The organism is Pseudomonas sp. 20P_3.2_Bac5, from assembly GCF_025466035.1.
Taxonomy (GTDB): domain Bacteria; phylum Pseudomonadota; class Gammaproteobacteria; order Pseudomonadales; family Pseudomonadaceae; genus Aquipseudomonas.
Genome location: NZ_JANLOA010000009.1, coordinates 14,865 through 38,464 on the forward strand (window position 1 = coordinate 14,865; position 23,600 = coordinate 38,464).

The 23,600-nt window shown below is 65.6% G+C and carries 11 protein-coding genes; 2 read left to right on the forward strand and 9 right to left on the reverse strand.

The genetic code is table 11. The features are described from left to right. Nucleotides 1–27 precede the first annotated feature (27 nt). Both NTD88_RS01120 and NTD88_RS01125 read left to right on the forward strand, forming a co-directional pair. Nucleotides 28–5,586: a Tc toxin subunit A gene (locus tag NTD88_RS01120; protein WP_262154839.1), complete on the forward strand. Its 5,559-nt coding sequence runs from the start codon at nt 28–30 to the stop codon at nt 5,584–5,586. Continuing rightward, nucleotides 5,583–9,707: a neuraminidase-like domain-containing protein gene (locus NTD88_RS01125; protein ID WP_262154838.1), complete on the forward strand. Its 4,125-nt coding sequence runs from the start codon at nt 5,583–5,585 to the stop codon at nt 9,705–9,707. The genes NTD88_RS01120 and NTD88_RS01125 overlap by 4 nt, the downstream gene beginning before the upstream one ends. A 358-nt stretch (nt 9,708–10,065) precedes the next feature. Here NTD88_RS01125 and NTD88_RS01130 read toward each other — a convergent pair whose 3' ends face one another. The 9 genes from NTD88_RS01130 to NTD88_RS01170 all read right to left on the reverse strand — a co-directional run bounded on the left by NTD88_RS01130 (nt 10,066) and on the right by NTD88_RS01170 (nt 23,517). Next, a complete protein-coding gene (locus NTD88_RS01130) occupies nt 10,066–12,900 on the reverse strand; it encodes an RHS repeat-associated core domain-containing protein (RefSeq protein WP_262154837.1) in 2,835 nt (944 codons plus the stop codon). Beyond that, the gene (locus NTD88_RS01135) at nt 12,893–17,200 is read right to left on the reverse strand and encodes a SpvB/TcaC N-terminal domain-containing protein (RefSeq protein ID WP_262154836.1); all 4,308 of its coding nucleotides are present in this window, start codon (nt 17,198–17,200) and stop codon (nt 12,893–12,895) included. The genes NTD88_RS01130 and NTD88_RS01135 overlap by 8 nt, the downstream gene beginning before the upstream one ends. A 90-nt stretch (nt 17,201–17,290) precedes the next feature. Next, nucleotides 17,291–18,142: a CAP domain-containing protein gene (locus NTD88_RS01140; RefSeq protein WP_262154835.1), complete on the reverse strand. Its 852-nt coding sequence runs from the start codon at nt 18,140–18,142 to the stop codon at nt 17,291–17,293. Nucleotides 18,143–18,350: 208 nt separating this feature from the next. Next, nucleotides 18,351–18,971, reverse strand: coding sequence for a cell wall hydrolase (locus NTD88_RS01145; RefSeq protein WP_095153667.1), 621 nt, complete (start codon nt 18,969–18,971; stop codon nt 18,351–18,353). A gap of 162 nt (nt 18,972–19,133) precedes the next feature. Then, entirely contained in the window at nt 19,134–19,841 is a 708-nt protein-coding gene (locus tag NTD88_RS01150; RefSeq protein WP_262154834.1) for a GNAT family N-acetyltransferase, read from the reverse strand. Nucleotides 19,842–19,908: 67 nt separating this feature from the next. Beyond that, nucleotides 19,909–21,534, reverse strand: coding sequence for a methyl-accepting chemotaxis protein (locus NTD88_RS01155; protein WP_262154833.1), 1,626 nt, complete (start codon nt 21,532–21,534; stop codon nt 19,909–19,911). 116 nt (nt 21,535–21,650) lie between these two features. Then, on the reverse strand, nt 21,651–22,505 hold the full coding sequence (locus NTD88_RS01160; RefSeq protein WP_262130585.1) for a helix-turn-helix transcriptional regulator: 855 nt from the start codon (nt 22,503–22,505) through the stop codon (nt 21,651–21,653). Next, complete coding sequence (locus tag NTD88_RS01165) at nt 22,502–22,822, reverse strand: AzlD domain-containing protein (protein WP_262154832.1); 321 nt, start codon at nt 22,820–22,822, stop codon at nt 22,502–22,504. The genes NTD88_RS01160 and NTD88_RS01165 overlap by 4 nt, the downstream gene beginning before the upstream one ends. After that, nucleotides 22,822–23,517 (reverse strand): AzlC family ABC transporter permease, encoded by a 696-nt coding sequence (locus NTD88_RS01170; RefSeq protein ID WP_262154831.1) that lies wholly within the window; start codon nt 23,515–23,517, stop codon nt 22,822–22,824. Before NTD88_RS01170 ends, NTD88_RS01165 begins: the two co-directional genes overlap by 1 nt. Nucleotides 23,518–23,600 lie beyond the last annotated feature (83 nt).

Sequence of the window (23,600 nt, forward strand, 5' to 3'; positions counted from 1 at the left end):
CGTTCCTCTACCGAAGGAGAACACCTCATGCCCCGGCGCTCCCGTGTTTCCGCACCTGCTGCTCAGCCCCGGGACCTGTTACAGACGGGACTCGATTCCGCGTTCAGCATTGCTCGCGGGACCGTGGAGCAACTGATGGCGCGGCGACCGGACCTGGCCGGTGACGAGGCGCGCGCGCTGCACCAGCGCGCCAGCACTCTGGCGGTGCTGGCAGCGCGGCACTACCGCGAACAGCGGCTGACCGGCAGCGTCTCCGCCAGTGAGCCCTGGCGAACCGGCCTGCGCGCGCTGGTGGACGGGCCGACCTTTGAAAGCCAGTTCCAGCCCAGTTGGGGGGATAACTGCCTGCCCGGCGCCATCGAAGCGACGACCTCGCCCGTGGCCTACCTCGTGGCGTTGTACCAGTGGGTGACCACGGTCATCGAGCCGATGGCCAATGACCAGGCCATCACCTTGGCGCAGCGCCGCCCGGACCTCGCCGCCTTGATGCTGGACAACCAGGCGTTCGAGCGGGTCGAGCCAACCATCGGCATCGTCAACGGCATCCTCGAGCATGCGGCCCGCAAACACCTGGACGACCATAACCAGAAAGACCGCACGGTGGACGATGCCCTGGCCGAAACGCGCTACCCGTTTACGCTGCCGTTCGAGCGTTACCTGTCGCAGATTCGTGCGGTGCTGCAGCGTGAAGACTATGGCCTGGGTGACCTTATCCGCGAGTTGGACCCGGACTTTCCGTACTTCTGCCAGGGTGGGCTGCATTCGCAGCGTTCCGACGATGCCCTGCAAATGGACATGGCCATGGGGCCGGAACTGCGAGCCTTGTTGCTGGAGAGTCCTTACTTCCCGCGTGGCGCCAGGCGGGCGAGCACGCGCTCGGTGCAGACCCGGACCCACCCGCGCACGCTGCTGCGCGAATCGGTACACGCCGCCCAGAGCGGGTTTTTCATGCGTCATTACGGCGTGGATGCGGCCAAGGATCTGCTGGACCTGAGCGCGTTCAGCCTGCGCACCACCCTTGACCAGGACTCCGTGGCGTCGCTGCTGTCGATCGAACACCATGCGCCGACGGCCTCGCCCAACGTCCCGGGGCTGGCGCCGGCGAGTCCGGCGCGCTTTGGCTCGACCTACATCAACGCCGGCCAGGAACCGGTGATTTCACTGGTCAGCAAGGACGGCAGGCACACGCTGACCGACTGGACCGAGGACCATTTCGACCGCATGCAGCGGGTCATTCGCCTGTCGCGCGGGCTGGGCCTGGCGCTGGGTGAAACCGACCGTCTGCTCGATGCGGCGCTGCTGGCCGAGCATGGCGAAGCGGGGCGCGGCGCGGACATCAGCGAGAACACCCTAAGGGCGTTGGGCCTGTTCTGTCGGCTGCGGCGTGATTTCAAGGTCAGCGCCGAGGACTTCGCCGCCCTGTTGAACGGCCTGGCGCTGTACGCGCTGGGCAGCGAGGTGGCGCAGTTCGACCGGGTGTTCAACGACCCGACGCTGTTCAGCGAACCCTTGCTGCTGGACGACAGTGCCTTTGACATCGCGCCGTCCACCGAGGCGCAGTACCGCAAGGTCCATCACCTGTGCAGCGCCCTGGGGATCAGCTTCGAGACTTACCTGTACGTCGCCCGTTACATTGCCCAGACGCTTGGCGAGCAGCAGTTGCTGGACGGCACGGTGCACCAGCAGTTGCATTGGTCGCCGGCGGTGGTGTCGGCCTTCTACCGCCTGACGCGTTTGCCGGCCTTGCTCGGGCTGAGCAGCATCGAGGCGATCGCGCTGTTGCAACTGATCGGCCAGCGCGGCCATCAATACGTGTCCCGGCTGATCCGGCCTGAACTGGCGGTGCACCAGCACACGCACCTGAGCGATACCCTCAGCGTGATCCAGTCGCTGACCGACACGGTGCAGTGGTGCCGCGACAACGACCTCACGGTCGCGTGGCTGTACCAGCACTTGATGCCGCTGGCGCCGGTCGCCGCGGCCAGCGACCGTGAGCTCGATCTGCTCAAACATATCAACGGACGCATGTTGCCGGCGATCCTCAGCGAGACGACCTTCATCGATGCTGGCGTGCCCATGGAGGCGGGGATCGATCATCCGGTGCCCATCGACTGGTTGCAGCAGCTCGATCACTTCGTCTCGGCGCAGGGACTGGTCCGCGAGTTGCCCGGCTACCGCAACACAGATGCCTATGAAGAGGCCCTCAAGGCGCGGTTGCAGATCATCATCGATAACCTGGAATTGTCCCCGGCACCGGAGCTGCTGGTGCGCCTGTTCCAGTTGGTGATGGGCGCCCGTGCCGCGCAGCAGAGCCTGGTCTGGGAATCACTGGCCAACACCCTGGGCGGCAGCGCCGAACTGAGCCGCGAGTTGCTGGTCTGGACCGGCGGCAACAGCTATCAGTTGCTTCAGGAGGTGTTGCGCCTGTTCGACGGCAGCGACCCGACGCCATTGCCGGTGCCGGTGGGCGACGAGGTCCTGGCGTTGCTGGCGCGCCTGACTCACCGCATGGGCATCGTCGAGCACCTGTCCCTCAGCCCGCTGGCGTTGCGCAGCTACATCGCCCACCCGGAGTGGTTTGATGCGGCGGGCGAGCCCGGCCCAGATGCGGCCGACATCAGCTTTTCCCGGCTGCATGTGCTGGTGCAATACCGTGCGCTGCTGGAGCGGACCCGCCAGGGCGAACAGGCGATTCTCGATTACCTGAAGCTGGTCAACAGCCTGCCGCCGGACCTGAGCGAGCAGGACCTGCTGATGATTCGTGAGGATGCGGCCGGCAAGATCGCGCTGTTCACCGGCTTCGGCATTCGCGATGTGCTGGAGACGATGGCGGAAATCACCGCCACCGGCTTCGTCACCACGGTGCGCCAACTGGACCACCTGGTGCGCGTGCGCCAGGCCTGCCAGACCCTGCAACTGGGCAGCAGCGCGGCCATCGCCTTGAGCCGGCTGCGCAGCAACAGCTCGCGCGAGCACTACCGCAACGCCGCCGAGGGCGCCTTGAGCAGCCTGACCGGTAATCTGCAGGACCAGGCCGCTGTGGACCAGGGCGAACTGGGCCAAAGCGAGGCCTCCTGGATCGTCGTCGACACCCAGCAACTGGTGGCGGGCTCCGGTGAGAAAGCCCTGTGCCTGCTGACCGTGAAGAACTTTCTCGGCCAGCCGATGGCCGACATCACGGTCACCTGGGAAAGCAGCCTGGGCCAGTTGCACGCGCCATCCTCGACCAGTACCGACGAGAACGGCCAGGTCAGCGTCGAACTGCTGGCCGCCGGAGAAATGGGCGTGGCCCAGGTGATTGCGCGCTTCGGCCTGGACCGGCGGATTCTGGCGCCGTTGATTCACATCGACTGCGATGAGGCCTCGCTGCGCTTCAAGGACCCTGTCTGCGAGCCGACCGAGGCGCTGGCCGGCAATCTGCAAACCATCAGCTTTCATCTGCAGTTGCTCGACAAGTACGACAACCCCGGGCGGGACCGGGTGTTGGCGTGGAGCACCGACCTCGGCACGTTCGAGCGCCCGCAGACCCGCACCGACGCCCAGGGTTTCAGCCGTGCGGGACTGCGCAGCCTGTCATCGGGGCTGGCGCTGGTCATCGTCGATTTTGCCAGCAACGGCGAGCGCGAGCGTTTCGAACCGGTCACCTTCCTTGAACAGCCGTACTTCCAGTACGTGCGCTTCAGCGGCCCGGCGGCGACCACCCAGGAAGTGACCGTGACCTGCCGGGTGGTCAACCTCGACGGCAGCCCGGTGGCCGGCGCCTCGGTGGACTGGACCGCGGACCTCGGCGGCTTTGTCGAAGACCCGGCGCACAGCCTGACCGATGCGCAGGGCATTGCCAGTATCACCTTCCTCAGTGCCGTGACCGGTCAGGTGCGGGTGACGGTCAATGCCGAGGTGAAGGACGTGCCGTTGCAGACACTGACCTCCGATGCGGTGACGGTGCACGAACTGCCAAGGCTGTTCTACATGTATCCGGAAGAGCAGGACTTCGTCATTTATCAAAGCAGGCCGGCCCACTTCGAGGTCGGACTGATGCCGGAAGCGGCGGGTTATCCGGTCACCTGGTGGGAAGGCGAGCAATTGCTGGCGACCACCGCCACCGACCGCTATGGCAAGGCCGAGTATCAGCGTCACTTCACCCAGGCCGAGCTGGGTGAGCACACCATCCAGGTGCGTTCGATTCGCGAAGATGACGTGTTCGACTACAAGGTCCGGGTGGTCAACGCGCATGACCAGCTCACGGCCCATATCGCCGATGACAGTGCCGGGCTCTTGCCGGTGGCGGGGGCGGCGGAGACGTTCGTCGTGGACCTTGGTTTTGCCGGCGGCGTGCTGATCCGCGCCGTGCGCAGCGACGGTTCGGGTGACGCCGATTGCCGCCTGACATTCAGCCTCGGCAGCGGCGCCGATCCCTCGCGCCTTGGCCTGCAACTCGACCCGCCGATGGGCAGCCCGGTGGACTGCGATGCCAAAGGGGAAGTGCTGTTGAGCATCGACGCCACGCGAGCCGCCTTCGAGGCCAACAGCGACCCGTACAACAACGAAGTCGTGCTGAACGTGCTGTCGAACCTTGGCGTGACGCTGGTCCTGCGGGTTCGTCTGCGGGAGGTCGTGGACCTGACCCTCGGCACGTTGCGTTTCGCCCTGGACAGCAACGAACTTGCTTCCTACGCAGGGTTGTCCGGCTACCTGCGGCGCTTGAATGGCAACGCCGCGCCGAGTGTTCGTGAGACGGCCAATACCTTGCGCCTGACGGTCCGCGGGGCGACCCATAGCGCCGATAGCGCCTTGCACACCGACAGCGCCGGACGGGTGTGGATTTACTACCCCGTTGTGTTTGGCGGGCCGGGGGCCATGAAGCCCCATTGCACCTTCGAGCCGGTCGATGGCCTGGAGAAACGCCTGCACCTGGTGGCGAACAGCATCGAACCGGAACCGCTCAGCAAGGCCGCCCGGATTACCGTCACGGCAACGCCGTCGGACGCGCTGATCGAACTGGACGGCGACTATCTGCTGGACCACGGCAGCATTCACCGCTTCGTGCTGAATGTCAGCGATGGGTCCGGGGGGATCAGCGGCGTGCGCTTGCTGGGGCCAAGCCTGAGCCTGCGGGGCGCGTTGTACACCAGTGATGGGTTGAGCGATCAGGCGGGCGACATGCTGCTGACGGTCGATACACGCAATGCCGATTGCGTAGCGTCCTCCATGCCACTGGTCTTTGGGGCTGTGGGCGAAACAATCGACGTGCGCGTCTGCGAGTTCGTGGTCATGGAGACGAACCTCCAAATCGACCTTGGAGCCAAAAAGGTCAAGGCGTCGGTGGAGTTCTCCCGACGTGAAGAGCAAGTGTTCGGCTCAACCAATACCTGGTACGGCTTTTTCAGGATAGAGGGCGGCGCACTCAATCCCGTCACGTTCAAGGGCGACCCACGGCGTGTGCAAGGGTCGAGCGTCTGGCTGTCGACACCGGTGCCCGGCAGCCTGGAGATCGGATTGTCATTCCCCACGAGTCAACGCCTGTACCTGCTGGGTCCGACCGAATTCCCCATCACTGACGATCTGCCTTCGGGAGATGCATCATGACCCCTCTGTTCGGCACCCTCGCACAGGACCATCGCGATGCCCTGGTCGCCTATTACCTCGGCCAGATCGTGCCCCAACACACGGTGCCAGCCGGGCAGGGGCTGGTCACCGAGCAGGACCTCTACGAATTCCTGCTGATCGACAACCAGGTCAGCGCGCAGGTGGACACCAGCCGCGTGGCCATGGGCATGGCCAGTGTCCAGCAGTACCTTCACGCGATCCTCAATGGCATGGAGCCCGGTTACCAGGGCGTGTTCGACAGCAAGGCGCAGCAGGAATGGCGATCGAGCAAAAGCGAGTACGCCGTGTGGGCCGCCAACCAGATGCTCCAGGACTACCCGGAGAACTACATCGATCCGGGCTTGCGCCTCAAGCAGACCCAGGGCTTCCGCGCGTTCGTCAATGACATCAACCAGAGCCGGATTTCCACCGACGCGGTGCAAAAGGCGCTGCAGCATTACCTTGGCAAGTTCGAACACATCAGCAACCTCGACGTGCTCAGCGGCTATATCGACGGCATGGATTTCCGCCACGCCGAGTACTACCTGATTGGTCAGCAGAACGTCGAGCCGCACGCCTACTACTGGCGCAAGGTCAGCGTGCGTTTCGCCGCCGAGGACGCGGCTGCCCGTGCCGACGATTACCTGAGCCCGACGGCCTGGAGCGAGTGGTTGCCGGTCGAGATTCCCAAGGGGCACAGCGTGCTGCACATCCGTCCGCTGGTGATCGAAGGGCGCCTGCACGTGGCCTGGATCGAGCACCGCCTGGAGCAGAAACCGATACCGGCGCGGCGTGCCGACATTCCCGGCCGGTTCGAAGAGGTCTCGCGCTACAGCGTCAACCTGGCGTATCGCACCCTGGACGGCAGTTGGTCCGTACCGATGAGCCTGCCGTTGTTGAGCAGCCAGGATCATGTCGTCGGCGCCGACGCGTTCGCCGCCTTCGTCAGCGAGTCCGATCCGCACGACAAGCGGATCGTCCTGGCCTACGGCGCCGACAATGCGTGGGCCAAGGATTTCGAGGTCATTGTGCTGAACATGCGCTTTGGCACGGTGTTGCACGAAGTTGTGGGCGGCTTGCCAACGGATGGCAGCTACCTGGACAAGATCGTCAATGCCCTCGGGCATTTCTCAAGCGACTCGCACGAGTTCCAGCACCCGCTGGCGACAGACCGCGCCGCCCACACATCGGTACACCGGGACCCCGACGGCGAGCACAACGAACCAGGGCCGCACAACGCCAAACTGTCGTTGTGGGCAGGGTTTGGGCAGGCCACCGACGGCAGCTATCTGCTGTTGTGCCAGGGGATTTGCGACCTGCTGCTGATGGGCTGGGATGGTGAGTACTGGCAACTGCGGCGCGGCGTTCTGCGGATCACCTATCACCCCAGCCAAGGCGCGGAGCAGACGCTGGAGCAAGAGGTGCTGCTGAACGGGGGCGCCCAGATGAGGTTGATGCAGATCCCGCTGGGCCGGGATTTCGACGCCATTCCTCCGGTCCTGGCCCTGAGTTTCAGCCTGGGCCCGGATGATCTTCATGGCGTCGTCCAGTTCGCCGTGGAGGTGGGCGCGTTGGCGACAGAACGCCCGAGCATCGTTGTGCAGCCCGACGGCAGTCAATTTCTCGACCTGGCCGCGCTCGACCTGCAAGGCTTGCGCTACGTTCGCCTGAACACGCTGTTTGCCAAGGATCTGGTGGCCCGCGCCATGGTCTCGGTCGATGCGCTGCTGAGCTGGGATACCCAGCACATCGAAGAACCGCCGTTGCCCGGCAGCTCGGCCAGCCAGCTCATGGATTTCCATGGCGCCAACGGGCGCTATTTCTGGGAGCTGTTCTTCCACATCCCGCATGCGGTGGCGTGGCGCCTGCACCACGAATTCGACTACCTCGCCGCCGAGCAGTGGCTGAACTACCTGTTCAACCCGCAGGCCCGCATCAAGCCGACCCATCCGCCAAGCCCGTTCTACTGGTCGGTGCGACCGCTGGAAGAGGAAGGCCGGGGCGAGTACGAAGTGGACGGCATCACCGACCCGGATGCCATCTGCTATTCGCAACCGGTGCACTACCGCAAGGCGATCTTCGCCTTCTACGTGCGCAACCTGCTGGCCTACGGTGACCTGCTGTACCGGCGCCTGACCCGCGATGCGCTGACCGAGGCGCAACTGATGTACACCCGCGCCCTCAACCTCCTCGGGCCCAAACCCGACAACCGCACGGTGGGGCGCTGGGAACCGGTGAACCTGGAACAGGGCGCCGAGCCCGACAGCGCGCTGCTCGCCGGCATTGACGCGACACTGCCGCAGGCGCTGTCGCTGCACCTGCCGGTCAGCAGCGGGCCGTGGTTGGAGCTGCTCGATTCCCCGCGTTTTCGCCTGCCGGTCAATACCGAACTGCTTGAACTCTGGGACCAACTGGCCACCCGCCTGAACAACCTGCGCAACAACCGCACGCTCGACGGCAAGCCGCTGATGGTGCCGTTGTACGCCCCGGCGCTTGACCCCAAAGACCTGCTGCGCGCGCAAAACAGCGGCAGTGGCCTGGTGCAGCGCAGCGTCGGCAGCCTGGCGCCGATTCCGCCGTTCCGCTTTCGGGCGCTGTTGCCGCGCCTGCAAAATGCCGTGGAAACCCTCGGCCGGTTTGGCGAACAGGTCCGCCTGTACCGCGAAATGAAGGACCGCGCCCTCCAGGAAGAACTGCAGCAGTCCCATGTGCTGGAGCTCTCGCAGTTCTCGATCCAGTTGCAGGGCGCGGCGCTGGAGCACGCCGAAGCCGGGTTGTTGGCGCTGGAGGCGAGCCGGCGCGTGATCGACAAACGCCTCGGGCATTTCCAGGCCCTGGCGGCGGAAAACATCTCCAGCACCGAGCAACACGTCATGGACTCGTACCTGACGTCGACGATTCTCGGCACCAGCGCGCAAGTGATGCAGATCGCCGCTGGCGCGACGCAGATGGGCTCGTTCATCGCCACGGCATTCGGTGGCGGTCACATTCGCGTCGGGGCGGCGGTGCTGGCGGCGTCCGAGGGCCTCGACATGGTCGCGGCCATCACCAGGACCGCCGCCGACCGGCTCGGGGTCACCGAGCAGTACCGTCGGCGCCTGGAGGAGTGGACCCTGCAGCGTGACCTGGCAGAGGCCGAGTTGGGAGCCATCGATGAGCAGATCGCCGGCCAGCGCACCGCCATCGAGATGGCGCGTATCCAGTTGGCGCAGGTGCGCAAGGGCGAGCAGCAGTCCCAGGACTATTACCGCTTCCTCAAAACCCGCAGCACCAACGCCGACCTGTATCAGTGGCTGCTCGGGCAGATGTCGACCTTCTACTTCCAGGCCTACGACGCAGTGGTTGCCCTGTGCCTGAACGGCGAAGCGTGCTGGCAGTACGAGATGGGCGACTACCAGACCCGCTTCATCCAGCCCAATGTCTGGTTCGACAATTACTACGGGCTGACGGCCGGCGATGCCTTGCGCCTGCAACTGCTGCGCATGGAATCGGCTTATCTCAAGCGTTTCGAACGGCGCCAGGAGTTGGTCAGGACCTTCTCGCTCAAGGCCCTCTTTGACAGCCAGTCCTACCCCGAGACGTCCTGGGCGGCGGTACTCGAAGAGCTGGCCGAGGGCGAAAGCGGCAGCCTCGGTTTCGAGCTGTTCGCCCGGTTGTTCGACGACGACTACCCCGGCCATTTCCTGCGCCAGCTGGTCAGCGTCTCGGTGACCCTGCCGGGGCTCGTGGGTCCCTACCAGGACGTGCGTGCCGTGCTGACCCAGATTTCCAGCCGCACCGTGCTCAAGGCCGATCCACGGGCGATGAACCATCTCTATGGCAAACCCGACAGCGACACCCGCCATATCCTCTACAACCCGCGGGCCAGTCAGAGCATCTGCCTGTCCCGCGGGCTGGACGACCACGGCGTGTTCCAGCTCGATTTCAATGACGAACGCTACCTGCCGTTCGAAGGCACCGGTGCGTTGTCGCGCTGGGAACTGCGCTTTCCGCACCATGGCTCGGCGCAGCAACAGGTGCTGTTGCAGAGCCTGACCGACGTTATCGTGCAGGTCCGCTATACGGCGCTGGACGGTGGGCCGGACTTTGCAGCGCATGTGGAGGGGTTGCTGGGTGGTTGAGGGGGCCGGGAGATGCATGCCGGGATTTTTTCAGCGCTCTCAAGATCGAGCGCCGCCCGCGCATCGCGAGCAAGCTCGCTCCTACATTGGTTGCAACGTGCCATGGCCTGTCAGAAGGGTGTTGCCCGCCTTTGGCGATTGGCGATGAACCGCAGGGAGGCTGTCGTACAAACAAGGCAGTCAACCATGGCCTGACAGACATAGATACGTTGCAACCAATGTAGGAGCGAGCTTGCTCGCGATGCGCCGCGCGGGCGGCGCTCGATCTTGAGAACGGCAGAAAACTCTCGGCATGCGTCTGGTCGCCGCTACCCGGTCTACTGACTGGCGCCTCATGCCCACACCGGCCCCGGCGCTTTCAAAAGCGCCGCAACAGCGGCCCGATGCGTGGATTCGCGCTGTGCTTGCCCGCAAGTTGCAGTGACTGAACGACAGCCTCGAATTGCGAAGCCGGCACCAGGGCTGTATCGAACTGTTGGCCGTCCAGCCGGTAATAAATGCTTTGTGCTTCACTCAGCGAAGCTGTTTGAGACCATACCGAGCGGTTGTTGACCCCCTCCATGAGATTGTTCGCCAGCCAGTTCTGGCTTAACGCAGGCATCGTCGAATAATGTTGCGCGCGCAGTTCAGCGACGCGTTCGGTACTGATGGCAAAGCCCGGGTCACCGGGCATTCGCGGTGTGAAGTCCAGCGTTGGCTGGTCGATGCTGTTCTGTCCCCATGACAGCGGGTGGGGAACCGGAGCAGTCACCCACGGATCGACCACTATCGGATCGGTGAGACGCGGATCACCCAGCATCCCGAAGCTGTGATCGTGTGTTTGCGCAATGGATACCGGCGTTCCGGGCCATTGGGCGGACGAAGCTGCCAAGTGCACGAACACTGCCGCGTGTTCATCGCACAAGCCTGTTGCGGCTGCGAGGCCATGTTCGGCATGAGCCCTCCAGTCGGTTGGCCCGCCTGCCGGATCGATCGCCTGACGCAGCATGCTGCTGTAAATCGCCGAGGTATAGCTGCTGCGCAGGATATCGCCGAGCTGATTGCCGGCGCCTCGGGAAAGATAGCGCTTGGTGCTCCAGATGACGTTGTAGGCAAAATCAACTGCCGGTCCTTCACTCGCTCGTAGAGAAACACCCTGAGAACTACCGCTGTTGATCAGCCCGGCAGGTAGCGAACGCTTTGCCTCTTTACTGAAGGGCTGGACAGCGTAGTTGGCGTTCAGTCCGTGGAGGTCGCGCCAGGTCAGCGGATTATTGCGCACGAACGCAAAGCGGTTCAGCCCGTCCACATCTCCCGCGGGGTCCGGGTTGATCCACCTCGCCAGCCACGGTGCGAAGTAGCGCAAACCATAGTCGTACAACCCGCTGGCATCCCGTTCCTTGCCCGCGTAACGGCGCACCTTGTAACCCGCTTCCACCGCCGAATGCGCCGCCCACCAGGCCGTGCCGCCGAACGGGTAATAGCCTTCGTGGCTGATGATCCGCGCTTGGCCATCCAGTTCCAGGGTGCTGCTGTCGAGAGGGTCGCCGAGGCTGTAGCGCAGTTGTGGGGTGTCAATGCCGTCGGGTTTGCCTTCAAGCCAGTGCAGGCCGCGCACCGCGCAGCGGCCGGCCTGGAGGTTGATCACGCTGAGGCGCTCGCCGTCACGGTTGCGTAATTCCAGTCCGGGGAGATAGCGCACTTCACTGCGCTGCAAGCGGCCGCCAACCAGGCGTGTGGTGACCTTGCGCACCCGCAAGCCATCGCCGCCGTAGCGGTAGTGTTCTTCATCATTCTCGCCATCTTCGCGAGCGACCTGCCGCGTGCTGTGCAACTGGTTGCTGGCGTTCCACTGCAAGGGCTGACCGGGTTGCAGGTGCAACAGGTTGCCGTTGCCGTCGAAGCCGGCGCGGGGATTTTCAGGGGCAACGCCATCGACCCATGGCAACGCGTGATTGCTGTCGTCCGCTACCGCCATATGGCGGTTATAAGCCTGCCAACCGATGTGCTGGAGGCTGAGCAGGTTGCCGCTGGAATCGTATTCATAGTGCTGGCGGTAGTTGAGCAGGCGGCTGGTATCGCCGGGTGCCGGGGTCATTGGTGGCAGTCCGGGGCTGATCGCCGCGCCGGTAGCTTCTCGGCCGGTGGCCTCGATCAGGCGGTACAGCGAGTCGTAGTGAAAGGTGCTGACCGGGTCGACTTTCTGGTTGGAAAAATGGCTGACCGGCTGGCTGAGGTCTTCGATACGCAGCACATTGCCGACCTGGTCGTAGGCGTAAATCAGGTTCTGCAAGGTGCCGCGTTCCGGGCGGCTGGCGCTCAGGCGTTGCAGGCGACCGTCGACGGGGTCGTAGTGGGCGAGGCTGATAACGCCATTGCCAGCGGTCTGGCTTTCGATCTGGCCGAAGGCGTTGTAGCGGACGTCGCCCAGCAGCTCATGCTCACTGCGGTCTTCCAGCCCCAAGGTGATCGAAGCCAATTCGCCGGCGAGGTTGAAGCGCGAGCTGTGGCGGTTACCGAGAGCATCGGTCTGTTCCAGCACCTCGCCCAGTGGGCCGTGGAGAAAGGTGGTGTGGGCGCCGTCGCCGGGCTCCAGCAGGGCATCGCGTTCGCCGGTTGCGGCGGGCCAGTCGGGCAGGTCGAGGTCGGCTAGAAAGAGGCGAATCTCGCCCTGTTCCGCACCGCCCAGGCTGTAGCCGGGAATCAGGCGACTGCCGGCTTCATCGTCGTGGCGCAGCAGGCGGCCGCAGCGGTTGTTGGCAGACGCTTCGGCTCCGCCGTAGCTGAAACGCTCGGCAGCGCGCGCGGGCTGCTCGGCTGTGGTTTCGCGAATCAGTACCGGGCGCAGAAGCGCGTCGTAGTCGGTTTGCCAATGGCTGTCGCGGCTGTCCCAGTTCTCCAGCGACTGCCCGGCATCACCGAACAGCGTCAGGCGCCAGCCGGCGTCGGCGCTTTCCAGCCATAACGGATTACCGGACAGCGATGACAGCAGCGCCTGGCCAGGCGCGACGCTGTCGTCCTGATCCAGCCGCTGGAACAGCCGCGGATCCCATTGCCGTGACCACTGCCCGGCGGCGTCATACCTGCTCAAAGTGACTCGGCGTTCAGCCGTCTGCTGCGGGGTGTCCCGACAGTAAGCCACCTGGCGCAGCGGTCGGCCGAGGCTGTCGCCGACGTTCAGATCAGGCGTGTGCAGGTGGGTTGCGCTACGCATCCGGTCCCCGCATTTCTTCCCACGTGTCGTTTTCGTCCTCGCTGATGCTGTACCAGGGCAGGTGGCGCTGGCGGCGCAGGTAGCCCTTGGCGGTGAGGGTGCGCAGCACCCGGCCCAGCGGGTCGTAGAACTGCTGGTCGTTGTAGCCGAACAGGCGGAACGAGGCATCGTTGATGTAGCGCCAGCGATTGGCGAAATACGGCCGATAGACCCGCACCGCCAGCCCCTTGTTGTTGTATTCGACACGCTCGCTGACCCGCCAGCGCTCGGGGCTGTCCACCAGCACCGGCTGACCGTCCTCGATCAGCAGTTCGCCCTGTTCATCCACGGCGTAGGCCATGCCCGGTTCGACCTGCTGTTTGCCCTGCAACTCCCGGCCAAAGCCGTCGCTGCAACTCAGGCTGATGCGCACCTGCACTTCGGGATCGCCGGGGTAACGGTCGGCCAGCAACACCGCGCTGTGCACCGGCTGGCGCAGTTCGGCCGGTTGCATCCAACTGAAGGCGTTGTAGTAACAGGCGCTGGCGGCCTGTTGCAGGGCGCGGGCGGGGTCGGCGAGGGCGTCGGCGAGGCTGTCGCTGTCGCGCTGGTAATCGCTGAGCGGGGCGAACCCCACTGGCTGACCGGCCTCGGTGCCGTGGAAGCTGCTCGCCAGCACGTGCCCGAAGCCGTCATACAGGGCTTCCTGGTGGTTCTGGTTGGGGTCGGTGATGTGCACCGGTTGCAGGCAGTGATAGTCGAACCGGGCGTGGGTCCGGCAGCCATCGGCCAGGGTGATGTCGCTGATCAGGCAGTGATAGGGGTCGTGCCCGACCTGGGTCAGGCCGTGGCTGTGGGTTTCGCGAAATTCCACGGTGCGATGGAAGGCGCTGGCCGGGCCGAAGTGGGTGAAGCCCTGGCGCACGGACCAGAGTTCCATCTCCGGCTGCGCCGGGAGGAAGGCCGGCATGCGTTGGTAGCCCAGGCTCAGCAGCTTCTCGCGCAGTTGTTCGCGGGTCATCACCCGGTCGTAGGCCGCTAGCGCGCTGTCGTTCAGTTCGGCGCTTTCGAGGAAGCCGGGCAGGGCTTCGAAGGTTGCTTCACCGTCCGGCAAGTCGGTGCGAAGCGGGCTGTCGGCGGCCTGGTAGCGTTGCAGGGTTTGCCCGGTCAGGGCGCGTTCGGCCTCCGCGTGCAGCGGGCCGTCGGCACTGGCGAAGTGTTCGTAGCGGCGTTGCCCGGCGGGCAGTTGCGCCCGTGGCAGCACCAGGGCGTTGCCGCGCTGGCGCCAGGGCAGGGCGATGCGCCAGCCCTGCGGATCGGTCAGGTGAATGGCTTCGGCGCGGGTTTCGTGCAGGTAGTGGTTGTACTGGGCCTCGTCGTGCGCGTCGCGCCACCAGGTCTGTTCGTGCTCTGTATCGAACGGCGGCGGATCGCTGACCTGGCGGCGCCGCGCACAGCTGAGGGTGACGCCGTGGGTCAGTTGGCCGAACCGATCGTGGGCGAGGTTGATCTGGTGCTGGCAGCGCGGGTCGTCGGCCTGGCGTTCGTAGTCGTGGCGCACGGTTTCCAGGGTCAGGGGCAGCATCTGCGCATAGGGTTGGTGCGGGCTGGCCGCTGCCAGTTCGCGCACCCGGTAGCGGTGTTGTTCCACCGAGTACGGCACTGTGCTGTCGGCGCCGGGGGCCAGGCCATGACGCTCGCTGCGGATCGGCAGGCCGCTGAGGGCGTGGGCCATGGCGTGCCGTTGCGGTTCGCCTGGGCTGTCGATGAGTTGCTCGTCTTGCGTGTGCGGGTCAAGCCGGCTGAGCAGGTCGGGGCCAAGGGTCGGGGCTTCGGGGTCGTGCCAGGGCGTGTCGAGTGCCGGCGCCGGGTACTCGCCGGTGTGGAACCAGTGCTTGCTCAGCAGCGGCGCAGTGAAGTGTGCGTCGTCGCTGCCCTGGGCGCTCTCGCTGTCGGTTTGCAGCAGCAGGGCGAAACCGCGCAATTCGCGGTCGTGGCGGTCGTAGTAGCCACCGCGGTAGCGCATGCACTGGACCAGGCGGTTGCCGGTGATTTCATCGAGCTGGCTCTGCCGCGTCACCAGGTGCAGGGCGAAGGGCAACTGGCTGACCGGCGACTGGCCGGCCTGGCGCCGCTCCTGTTTTTCGTCCAGCCATTCCTGTGCCGAGCTGCGGTATTCGACGCAGCCGACCGCGCCCATGTGGTTGTCAGTGCGGTGCAGCAGGTAGGGCTTGCGAGTGGTGAAGTCCATGCGCCAGTGGCGTGGGTTGATGTGCGGCACGGTCAACACCAGGCTGGCACAACCGAGACCCTGCAGGTCGGCGGCGCTGACCTGGCACAGGCGGTCGTAGCGCACGCCGTCCGGCCAGGGGTAAAGCACGGGCGCTTCCAGGCCGAAGCCGCTGCGGTTCATGAACACCTGCACGCCATCGCTTTGCAGGTACAGCAGGTCACTGGCGCCGGAGCCGTCCAGGTCGGCGAGGAGCAGACACGAGGCATCGAATTCATCGTGGCCGAACGGCAGATCAGCAAGACGAAAGCCCTTGCCGAAGCGGCCATGACCCAGGTTCGGCCAGCAGCGCACCTCGTCGTGGCGAATGCGCACCAGATGCTGCTGGCCGCTGCCGAGCATATCGCTGAAGGCGACCACCTCGGCGCGGCCATCGCTGATCACCGGCAGGTTGTCGTCGTGGTGTTCGACGTCCACGCCCTGGCCGTAGCCCCGTTCGCGGCGCGACGGATACAGCCGCACGCTGCGTGGGCCGATCAGCGCCAGGTCGGACAAGCCGGCGCCGCTCAGGTCGGCCAGTTGCGCCAGCGGGTGCAGCGCCTCGTCGGGGACGACGGCAAAGGGCACGAAGTTCGACCACTGCCGGTCCGGATCAAGGGTGAAGAAGCCGTTCAGGCCCGGCGCGCTGACGCACCAGTCGAGCCGGCCATCGCCGGTCATGTCCGTCAGGTGCTGGTGCACGGGCCGACTGCGGTCAGCCAGGGGGATGCGCGGCAGGACGGTCCATTCGCCGTAGGTCACCGCATCGGGCTGCTTAGCCTCGGCAAGGCGCAGGGGTTCGCGGTAGTACCAGCCCTGGTCATTGCCGTGCAGCACACCGGGCAAGCCCTCGCCATACAGATCCACCAACTGGTAGAACTGGCCGTCGTTGAGCCCCGGCATGGTCGGGAATTCGCTGAAAGTGCGCTCGGCCTGGCTGTTGAAGGCGCTGTAAGCGAAGCCCAGTGGCGGCAGGCTGCTGCGCCGACCGTCGGCGCCCCAGCCCTGTTGATGCACGGCGGCGAGCAGGGTGTAGGACAGCGTCGTGGTCTGGTAGTCCAGCAGCAGACGGGACACCAGCACCGGGTCCGGGCCCAGTTCGCCTGGGAAGTGATGGAACATCAGCAACTGCCGGCACAGGCGCAGCGTGCCCAGCTCGAAACCGTAGGCGAAGCTGCTGTGGGGATCGCTGCGCACGGGCCAGGGTGTGGATGCGCCGTACTGCGGTTTGTCGTCGATGTCGACCGGGCGTTCGCCGTAGTCCAGCAGCAGGTCGAAGTGCCATTGCTGGCGCTCGATGTCCTCCGGCTGCCACAGGTACAGCCACGGATACGCCTCGGCGTTGCCGTAGCGCACCCGGCCCAGATAGCGCTGGGCGCGGAAGTCACGCGGGGTGTCCGGCGCCAGGCCGGCCAAGTCCTCGATCTTGTACTGGTAAAGGATGTGCTCGCCGTGGGCGTTCAGGCTTTCTTCCAGCAGCCATTCGGCGACCCGTTGCGGATCATCCGGATCGGCATGGCGCGAGGCGGCGGTGCGGCCATACAGGTGCAGGCTGCCGTCGGCGCCATGAACCAGCCAGAAACCTGGGTCGCCGGGGTCCGCGCGCCAGTGTTCGATGCGCTCGAAGGCGCCCTCGATGCGCGGGAAATGACGGATGACCTGATAGCGCTGGTCCAGCGCCAGGCCACGGTAGGTGTCGATTTCGCTGAACAGCGGCGCGCCGTTGCCGTCCAGTTCCGCCAGCCAGGGCTGGCCGTCGGGGCCGATGATCACATCGTCGTCGCTGTAGCGCGGCACGCCTTTGCTGGTGCGCCGGGCAACGCAGCCCAGCGACAGGCTCCAGCCCATGCCGAACACGCCGTTGCTGATGGTACTGCGGTAGTTCAGGGACAGTGTCGGGGCGTAGCCGCGACCTGGCGAGAGCGGCAACGGAATCTCGAAGGCGGCGGCACCGCTGCCGCCGGCACCCCCCCAGCTACCGCCGAGGCTCTGGATTGCGCCACCGCCCTTGGGCAGCGCGGGTGGGGTGATGGCGGGCGTCTGATCCTGCATGTCCTTGCTCCATGTCCGTTGGGCATGGCGTCAAGAGTGCACTGTCAGGCGCTTTCCGTTAACTGACAGAAATAACAGGTGGCGCGGCCCTCATGGTGTGCCGAACAGCGCCGTCCAGTAGATTCCTGCATCGCTTTTCGGGTCGGTGGCATACGCCGCGCCGAGTTCGCGCAGGGCCGGGTTCATCAGGTTGGCGCAGTGGCCGGGGCTGGCCAGCCAGCCGTCGAGCACCTTGCGCGGGCTGTCGAGGCCGGCGGCGATGTTCTCGCTGATGCGCTGGCCGTTGTAGCCGGCCAGCTCGGCGCGGTCGCCGGGAGTGCGGCCGTCGCGGTCGATATGGTCGAAGAAGTTCTGGTTGGCCATGGCCCGGCTGTGACTCTGGGCGACCCCGGCCAGGGTGGTGTTCCAGGCCAGCGGGCGGGTGGCGGCCATCGTCTGGCTGCCGCATTGGCGCGGTTGGGCGCGGGCGCTGTTGATCGCTTCGAGCAGTTGCTGGCCTTCGCTTTGCCAGTCGCCGAGGCGGGCGCTGAGCAGGGGGCGGGCGACGACGATGCGCCATTCGCGGTCAACGCGGCTGACACCGATATCAACGAACTGCGGGTCGAGCACCACTTGGCAGAAGCTTTCGCGGATCGCCTGCATGGCGGCCGCCGCGTCGCGCGGGCCGGACAGGCTGATGGCCTGGACGTTGACCATCGGGTACGTGGCCCGGGCCAGTTGCTGTTGCAAGTCGCCCATGCCGGTGACCGACAGCACCAGGCGCGGATCGCTCGCCAGTGGCGGCAGCTCCAGCGAGCCTTGGCCGGCGCAGTGTTGTGGCTGGTTGCGGAAACCGTTGATCGCATCGATCAGTTGCGTCTCTTCGCTGGCCATGGCCTGGCTGGCGAACACCGGGGCCAGGCAGAACATGGCGATACGCAGGATGGATGAGCTGACGCGCATTTGAATCTCCCTTGATCTGGCGCCACGGGGCGTGCTGGAGGGCCCGGTGTGGCACGTCTTGCGGTAAATCCGGCGGGTCCGCGGTCATGGCCGGCCGGTGGTCCCCGGTCAATTGGGGAATGGTTGCCTGATGGCGTGCATGGTAGCCAGATATGGCGTGCGCGTGTCGTCTTTGTCTGGCGCAAGGCCTTGAGGGTTCCGCAGGTAATCAGTGGGCGGCGCCATTCTTCGGTCGATAGAAGACGAATTTGCCGGTCTGTGCGGTTCTGAGGAAGGTTTTCGACCACGCGGGGGAGGCGTTGCGGGCGTGGAAATAGAGGGCGCCGCGGCTGTTGTCCGGCAGTTGCCGGTTAAGCACCTTGCGGGCGATTTCCTTGGTTTTCAGGTATTGCTCGTCTTCCTTGATCTGGTCGGCGCGGCCGTCGCACCACCAGGAGAACTGGCAGGCATGGCGTTCGGAGCCGTCCTTGACCACCGCGCAGACGGTGTCGGGGAAGCCCTCGTGGCCGACCCGGTTCATCACCACATTGGCCACCGCCTGCATATCGGCGTCGCTGGCGCCCTTGGATTCCCAGTAGATGGTGCGGGCCAGGCACGTCAGGGTGTCGTCGAGGGGCGCGGCGCCTTGCGGGTCCACGGCCTTGGCTTCGGTGGGGGTGATGGTTTCGCTGGGGGCGGGTTTGGCGTCGGTGGCCTGGGTGGCGACCGCGTGTTCCAGGGCTTCGGCTTTTTCCTCGGCCTTGACGGCGATGGCGGGGTCGGCCGCGCTGGCGGTGGTTGTGAGCACAAGCATGATCGACAGGCAGACGGCATTCAGCATGAGGCGCATGATCGAACCCTTCCCGCAACGAGAGCTACCTGATTCGGTAGACATTGGCTGAAGTTCAATCATTCCGAAGTTGCCGCCGGACGGTAGGGGCGAGCTTGCTGGCGAAGGGGCGCGCGAGGTTTTCCGGCCTTTCGCGAGCAAGCTCGCGCCTACAGTACAGGCTCAGACCAGGCGGATCTCGCGAACCTGCACCTGCGCAATCCGCTCCAGCACAAACGCCCGTGCATGCCGGCTCAGTTCATCCAGATGGCGGTCACGCTTTTTCTCCGCCTCGACCATCGCCTTGCGCCCGTGCTGCTTGAGCAGGTAGCTGTGGATCTGCTGCACTTCGACCGTCCGCCACACCGGCGCGACGTCGAGCATCAGCAGCACGCCATCGCCCGGCGCCGCGCCGCTGGCCATCAGCACCTGGGTATCGCGCACGCCCGCCACCGCGAAGCCGAGCGCCTCGAAGCAGGGCACCTTGCCCTGGCCGCAGGCCAGTTCGATACGGTTGTAGCGCTGGCGTAGGTGGTCCAGCAGCGACCGCGCAATCCCGCGCCGGCGCAGATCAGGCCGCACCGCCATCCAGGCCACCGCGCAGGCGCCGGGCTCGCCGTCGATCGGCAGGCACAGGGCAAAGCCGTGCAACTGCTGCGGATCGTCGTCGTCACAGGCCAGCAGCAACTCGACCGGCAGCCGCGAGCCGCCCAGGGCTTCGAGGTACAGGTGCACTTCGAAGCCAAGGCCGTACTGATAGAGGTTGTACAGCGGATTGCTCGGCGGCAGGGCGGTGCTGCTCAGTTGGCTGAAGTCATCCACCACCCACTGCAGCAGTTGGCTTTTCAGCGGTTCTTCGGGCGGGGTCTGGAGCAGGGTGACAACGGGCATCGGGCGGGCAGTTCCGGAAAAAGGGCGGGGCGCCAGTCTACAGCAGCCCCGTCCGGAGTTCCCGCGCTTACATGCGGAAGCGCCCGACCAGCGCCGTCAGTTCCTTGGCCAGCCCCGACAGGGTGTGGCTCGCCGCGTTGGTCTGTTCGGCGCCTTCGGCCGAGCGCGCCGAGAGTTCGCGGATGTTCAGCAGGTTGCGGTCCACTTCGCGGGCGACCTGGGCCTGTTCCTCGGCGGCGCTGGCGATCACCAGGTTGCGCTCGTTGATCTGGCCGATGGCGGCGTAGATACCTTCCAGCACCTGCTCGGACGCCTGGGTGGTGTCGAGCGCGGCGCGGGCCCGTTCGGCGCTGGTGTGCATGGAACTCACCGCGACTTCGGTGCCGCTCTGCACGCTGCCGATCATCTGTTCGATTTCCTGGGTCGATTGCTGGGTGCGGTAGGCGAGGGTGCGCACTTCATCGGCAACCACCGCGAAACCGCGCCCGGCCTCGCCCGCCCGCGCGGCCTCGATGGCGGCGTTGAGCGCCAGCAGATTGGTCTGCTCGGACACCGCGCGGATCACCTCCAGCACCTTGCCGATATCGCGGATCTCGCCGGCCAGCAGTTGCAGGCGCTCGCTGCCGGCCTGCACTTCGCCGGCCATGGCCTGGGTGCCGTCGAGGGTTTCGCTGACCTGACGACGGCTCTGTTCGGCAAGGCGGTTGGAGTCGTTGGCGGCCTGTGAAGTGGACACTGCATTGCGCGCGACTTCTTCCACCGCAGTGGTCATTTCGGTCACGGCGGTGGCCGCCTGCTCCAGCTCCTCGTCCTGGCGGCGCAGGCTTTCGGCGCTTTGCTCGGTCACCGCGTTGAGGGCCTGGGCAGCCTCGGCCAGTTGTCCGGCGCAGCCGCTGATACGGCCGAGGGTGTCGCGCTGGCTGTGCTGCATGCGCTGCAGTTCGGCGAACAATTGGCCGATTTCATTGTTGCCCGGCACCTGCACCGGCTCGCTCAGGTCACCGCCGGCGATGCGCTGGAAGTGCCGGCCCGCCTCGCGCAGCGGCCGCAGCACACGCTGCTGGATGAAGCTCCAGCACAGGGCCGCGAGCAACAGGGTCACCGCCAACAGGGCGAGGCTGATGATCTGTGCGAGGTGCAAGCGCCGTTCGGACTCGGCCATGACCTGCTGACCGCGCTCGCTGAGGGCCTTGACCAATTCCTGGCGCAGGTTCTGCAAACGGCCCATGGCGTTGCCGGCATCGACGTTGACCGCGAAGTAATGGTCCAGCGAATTCGCTAGGGTCGCCTCGCGCTGGCCGGCGACGGCCTTGGCGTAGGCGGCGAAGGTGCGTTGCAGGTCGTCGGCCACCGGTTTGAGCGCCGGGTCCTGGACGTTGTCGACGAAGGACGCCACCAGTTTCAGGCTCTCGCCGATCAGTTCTTCGGAGCGCACCAGGCGGGCCTTGGCGCTGTCGGTATGGCCGCCTTGTTGTTCGATGAAGCCCGAGGACACGTTGGCGCTGGCGCGGATAGCCATCAGCAGGGCGTTGTTCAGACGGTCGGACTGGTGCGCGGTGTCGTCCAGTTCGTTGATCTGTGCGTCGCTGCCCACCGCGCCGCGCCAGGCGCTGACGGAGGAAAACAGCAGGGTCAGGCTGAACAGCGAAAGCACCCAGAACATTCCGGTGCGGATTTTCAGGTCGACGAACATGCGGGCAAGGCTCCTGTAGGCAGTTTCAAGGTCCGTCACTTTTTGTACCGGACGGTTCAATGGCTATCGGAGGCGCAGGGTGACGACTTGAGGGGTGCAAGCGGGGTTTGGTTCGATTATCGAACAGAGATTACCGGCTGCCGCTCGGCGCAGGCGCGGCGGTATTCCCCGGGAGTGACGCCATAGGCTTGCTTGAACTGGCGATTGAGGTGGCTCTGGTCGGAGAAACCGAGGTCGAAGGCCACGTTGAACGGCAGGCCGCCGTGACGCAGCAAGGTCCGCGCCCGGCCCAGGCGGCGCTGCTTGAGCCAGGCGTGGGGCGGCAGGCCGGTGGCCTGGCGGAATACCCGGGCGAAATAGAACGGCGACAGGTTCACCGCGGCGGCCAGTTCTTCCAGCGACGGCGGGCAGTCGAGGCGGGCATCCATCAGTTCCCGGGCGCGGATCACCGCCAGCGGCTCGTTGCCCGGCGCGCGGGCATCGCCAACCCGGGCGTGGCGCTGCATCAGCAGCAGCGCCGCCTCGCGCCAGGCCGATTGCTGCTCCAGCGCGCTGGCGCCGCCCTGGGCCGAGCGGTGCAGGCCGATCAGTGCGGCATGCAGTTGCGGGTCGTGCAGCACGCTGCCGGTGAAGGCGGGCGTGCCGCCGTGGCGAATGTCCAGTTCGTCCAGCACCTTGGTCAGGTGCATGACGTCCGGGTAGGAGCCGCGGTAGCTCCAGCCGGCCTCATGGGCGCGGGCGCCGGTGTGCATTTCGTCCGGGTTGATCACCACCACGCTGCCCACCGGCGCCACATGGTCGGCGCCGCGGTGCCAGAAGCACTGCGCGCCAGCCTCGAGGGCGACGATGGAATAGCCTTCGTGCACATGCGGGGCGAAGCGCTGCTGGAAGTAGCGGGCTTGCAGCAGCTCGAGGTTGTCCAGCGCCGCGGCTTGCCAGAAGTGTGTTTGTTCCCGGGATGCAAGGGTCATGAACCGCCCAGCCACCAGCGATAGACGAAGAAGAAGCCCATGCTCAACAGCATGCTGAGCAGGGTGTTGCGCGTCCAGAGTACCAGCCCGATGGCCACCAGCGAACCCAGCAGGTAAGGGTTGAGCGGGTCCAGGTTGAGCTGGTGGTCGGGCAGGAACACGATCGGCCCGCAGATCGCGGTGAGCATGCCGGGTACGGCAAAGCCGAGGAACTGCCGCGCGTTGGAGCTCAGGCGCAGCGGTAGGCGCGGTTCGAGAAAAGCGTAGCGGTTGAGGAAGACGATCAGGCCCATGGCGAGGATCAGCAGGAAAACCATTAGCGTGCACCCCAGAGTTTTTGACAGATGAACCCGGCGCCCATGCCCAGCAGGCCGGCGATCACCAGGGCGGTTTCCCAGTGCCAGTAGCTGAACAGCACCGAACAGAACAGCGACACCGCCACGCACACCACCGTTGGCACGTTGCGCACGCATGGGGCGATCAGCGCGACGAAGGTGGCGGCGATGGAGAAGTCCAGGCCCAGCTTGTCTAGGTGCGGGATGTTCTGGCCGAGGATGATCCCGGCCAGGGTAAACAGGTTCCACGCCAGGTAGAACGTGAAGCCGACGCCCAGCGCGTACCAGCGGTTGAACTGTTCGCGGTCGTACTGGCTGACCAGGGCGAAGAATTCGTCAGTCAGCAGAAAGCCCAGCGCGACACGCCAGCGGCCTGGCAGCCCGGAGATCACCGGGCGCATCGACAGGCCGTAAAGCAGGTGCTGAGAGGTCAGCAGCAAGGTGGTCAGCAGGATCGACGCCAGGTTGGCGCCGCCCTTGAGCATGCCGATCGCCACCAGTTGCGCGGCGCCGGCGAAGACGATCGCCGACAGGCCCTGGCCTTCGAGCGGGGTGAGGTTGGCTTCGATGGCCATGGAGCCGGCCAGCAAACCCCAGGGCGCGACGGCCAGTGACAGGGGCATGCTGGCGATGGCGCCATGCAGGTAAGCAGTGCGGGCGAGGCGGGATCCGGGCATGAGCGACAGCGTGATGATTGATGGCCAGACAGGATGCCAGAGCGCCGTCCGACTGGATTGAACAATCTTGCTCAGCTCAGGCG

Coding starts and splice junctions, on each gene's coding strand:
- NTD88_RS01120 (WP_262154839.1), top strand. CDS start 28: ATGCCCCGGCGCTCCCGTGTTTCCGCACCTGCTGCTCAGCCCCGGGAC.
- NTD88_RS01125 (WP_262154838.1), top strand. CDS start 5,583: ATGACCCCTCTGTTCGGCACCCTCGCACAGGACCATCGCGATGCCCTG.
- NTD88_RS01130 (WP_262154837.1), bottom strand. CDS start 12,900: ATGCGTAGCGCAACCCACCTGCACACGCCTGATCTGAACGTCGGCGAC.
- NTD88_RS01135 (WP_262154836.1), bottom strand. CDS start 17,200: ATGCAGGATCAGACGCCCGCCATCACCCCACCCGCGCTGCCCAAGGGC.
- NTD88_RS01140 (WP_262154835.1), bottom strand. CDS start 18,142: ATGCGCGTCAGCTCATCCATCCTGCGTATCGCCATGTTCTGCCTGGCC.
- NTD88_RS01145 (WP_095153667.1), bottom strand. CDS start 18,971: ATGCGCCTCATGCTGAATGCCGTCTGCCTGTCGATCATGCTTGTGCTC.
- NTD88_RS01150 (WP_262154834.1), bottom strand. CDS start 19,841: ATGCCCGTTGTCACCCTGCTCCAGACCCCGCCCGAAGAACCGCTGAAA.
- NTD88_RS01155 (WP_262154833.1), bottom strand. CDS start 21,534: ATGTTCGTCGACCTGAAAATCCGCACCGGAATGTTCTGGGTGCTTTCG.
- NTD88_RS01160 (WP_262130585.1), bottom strand. CDS start 22,505: ATGACCCTTGCATCCCGGGAACAAACACACTTCTGGCAAGCCGCGGCG.
- NTD88_RS01165 (WP_262154832.1), bottom strand. CDS start 22,822: ATGGTTTTCCTGCTGATCCTCGCCATGGGCCTGATCGTCTTCCTCAAC.
- NTD88_RS01170 (WP_262154831.1), bottom strand. CDS start 23,517: ATGCCCGGATCCCGCCTCGCCCGCACTGCTTACCTGCATGGCGCCATC.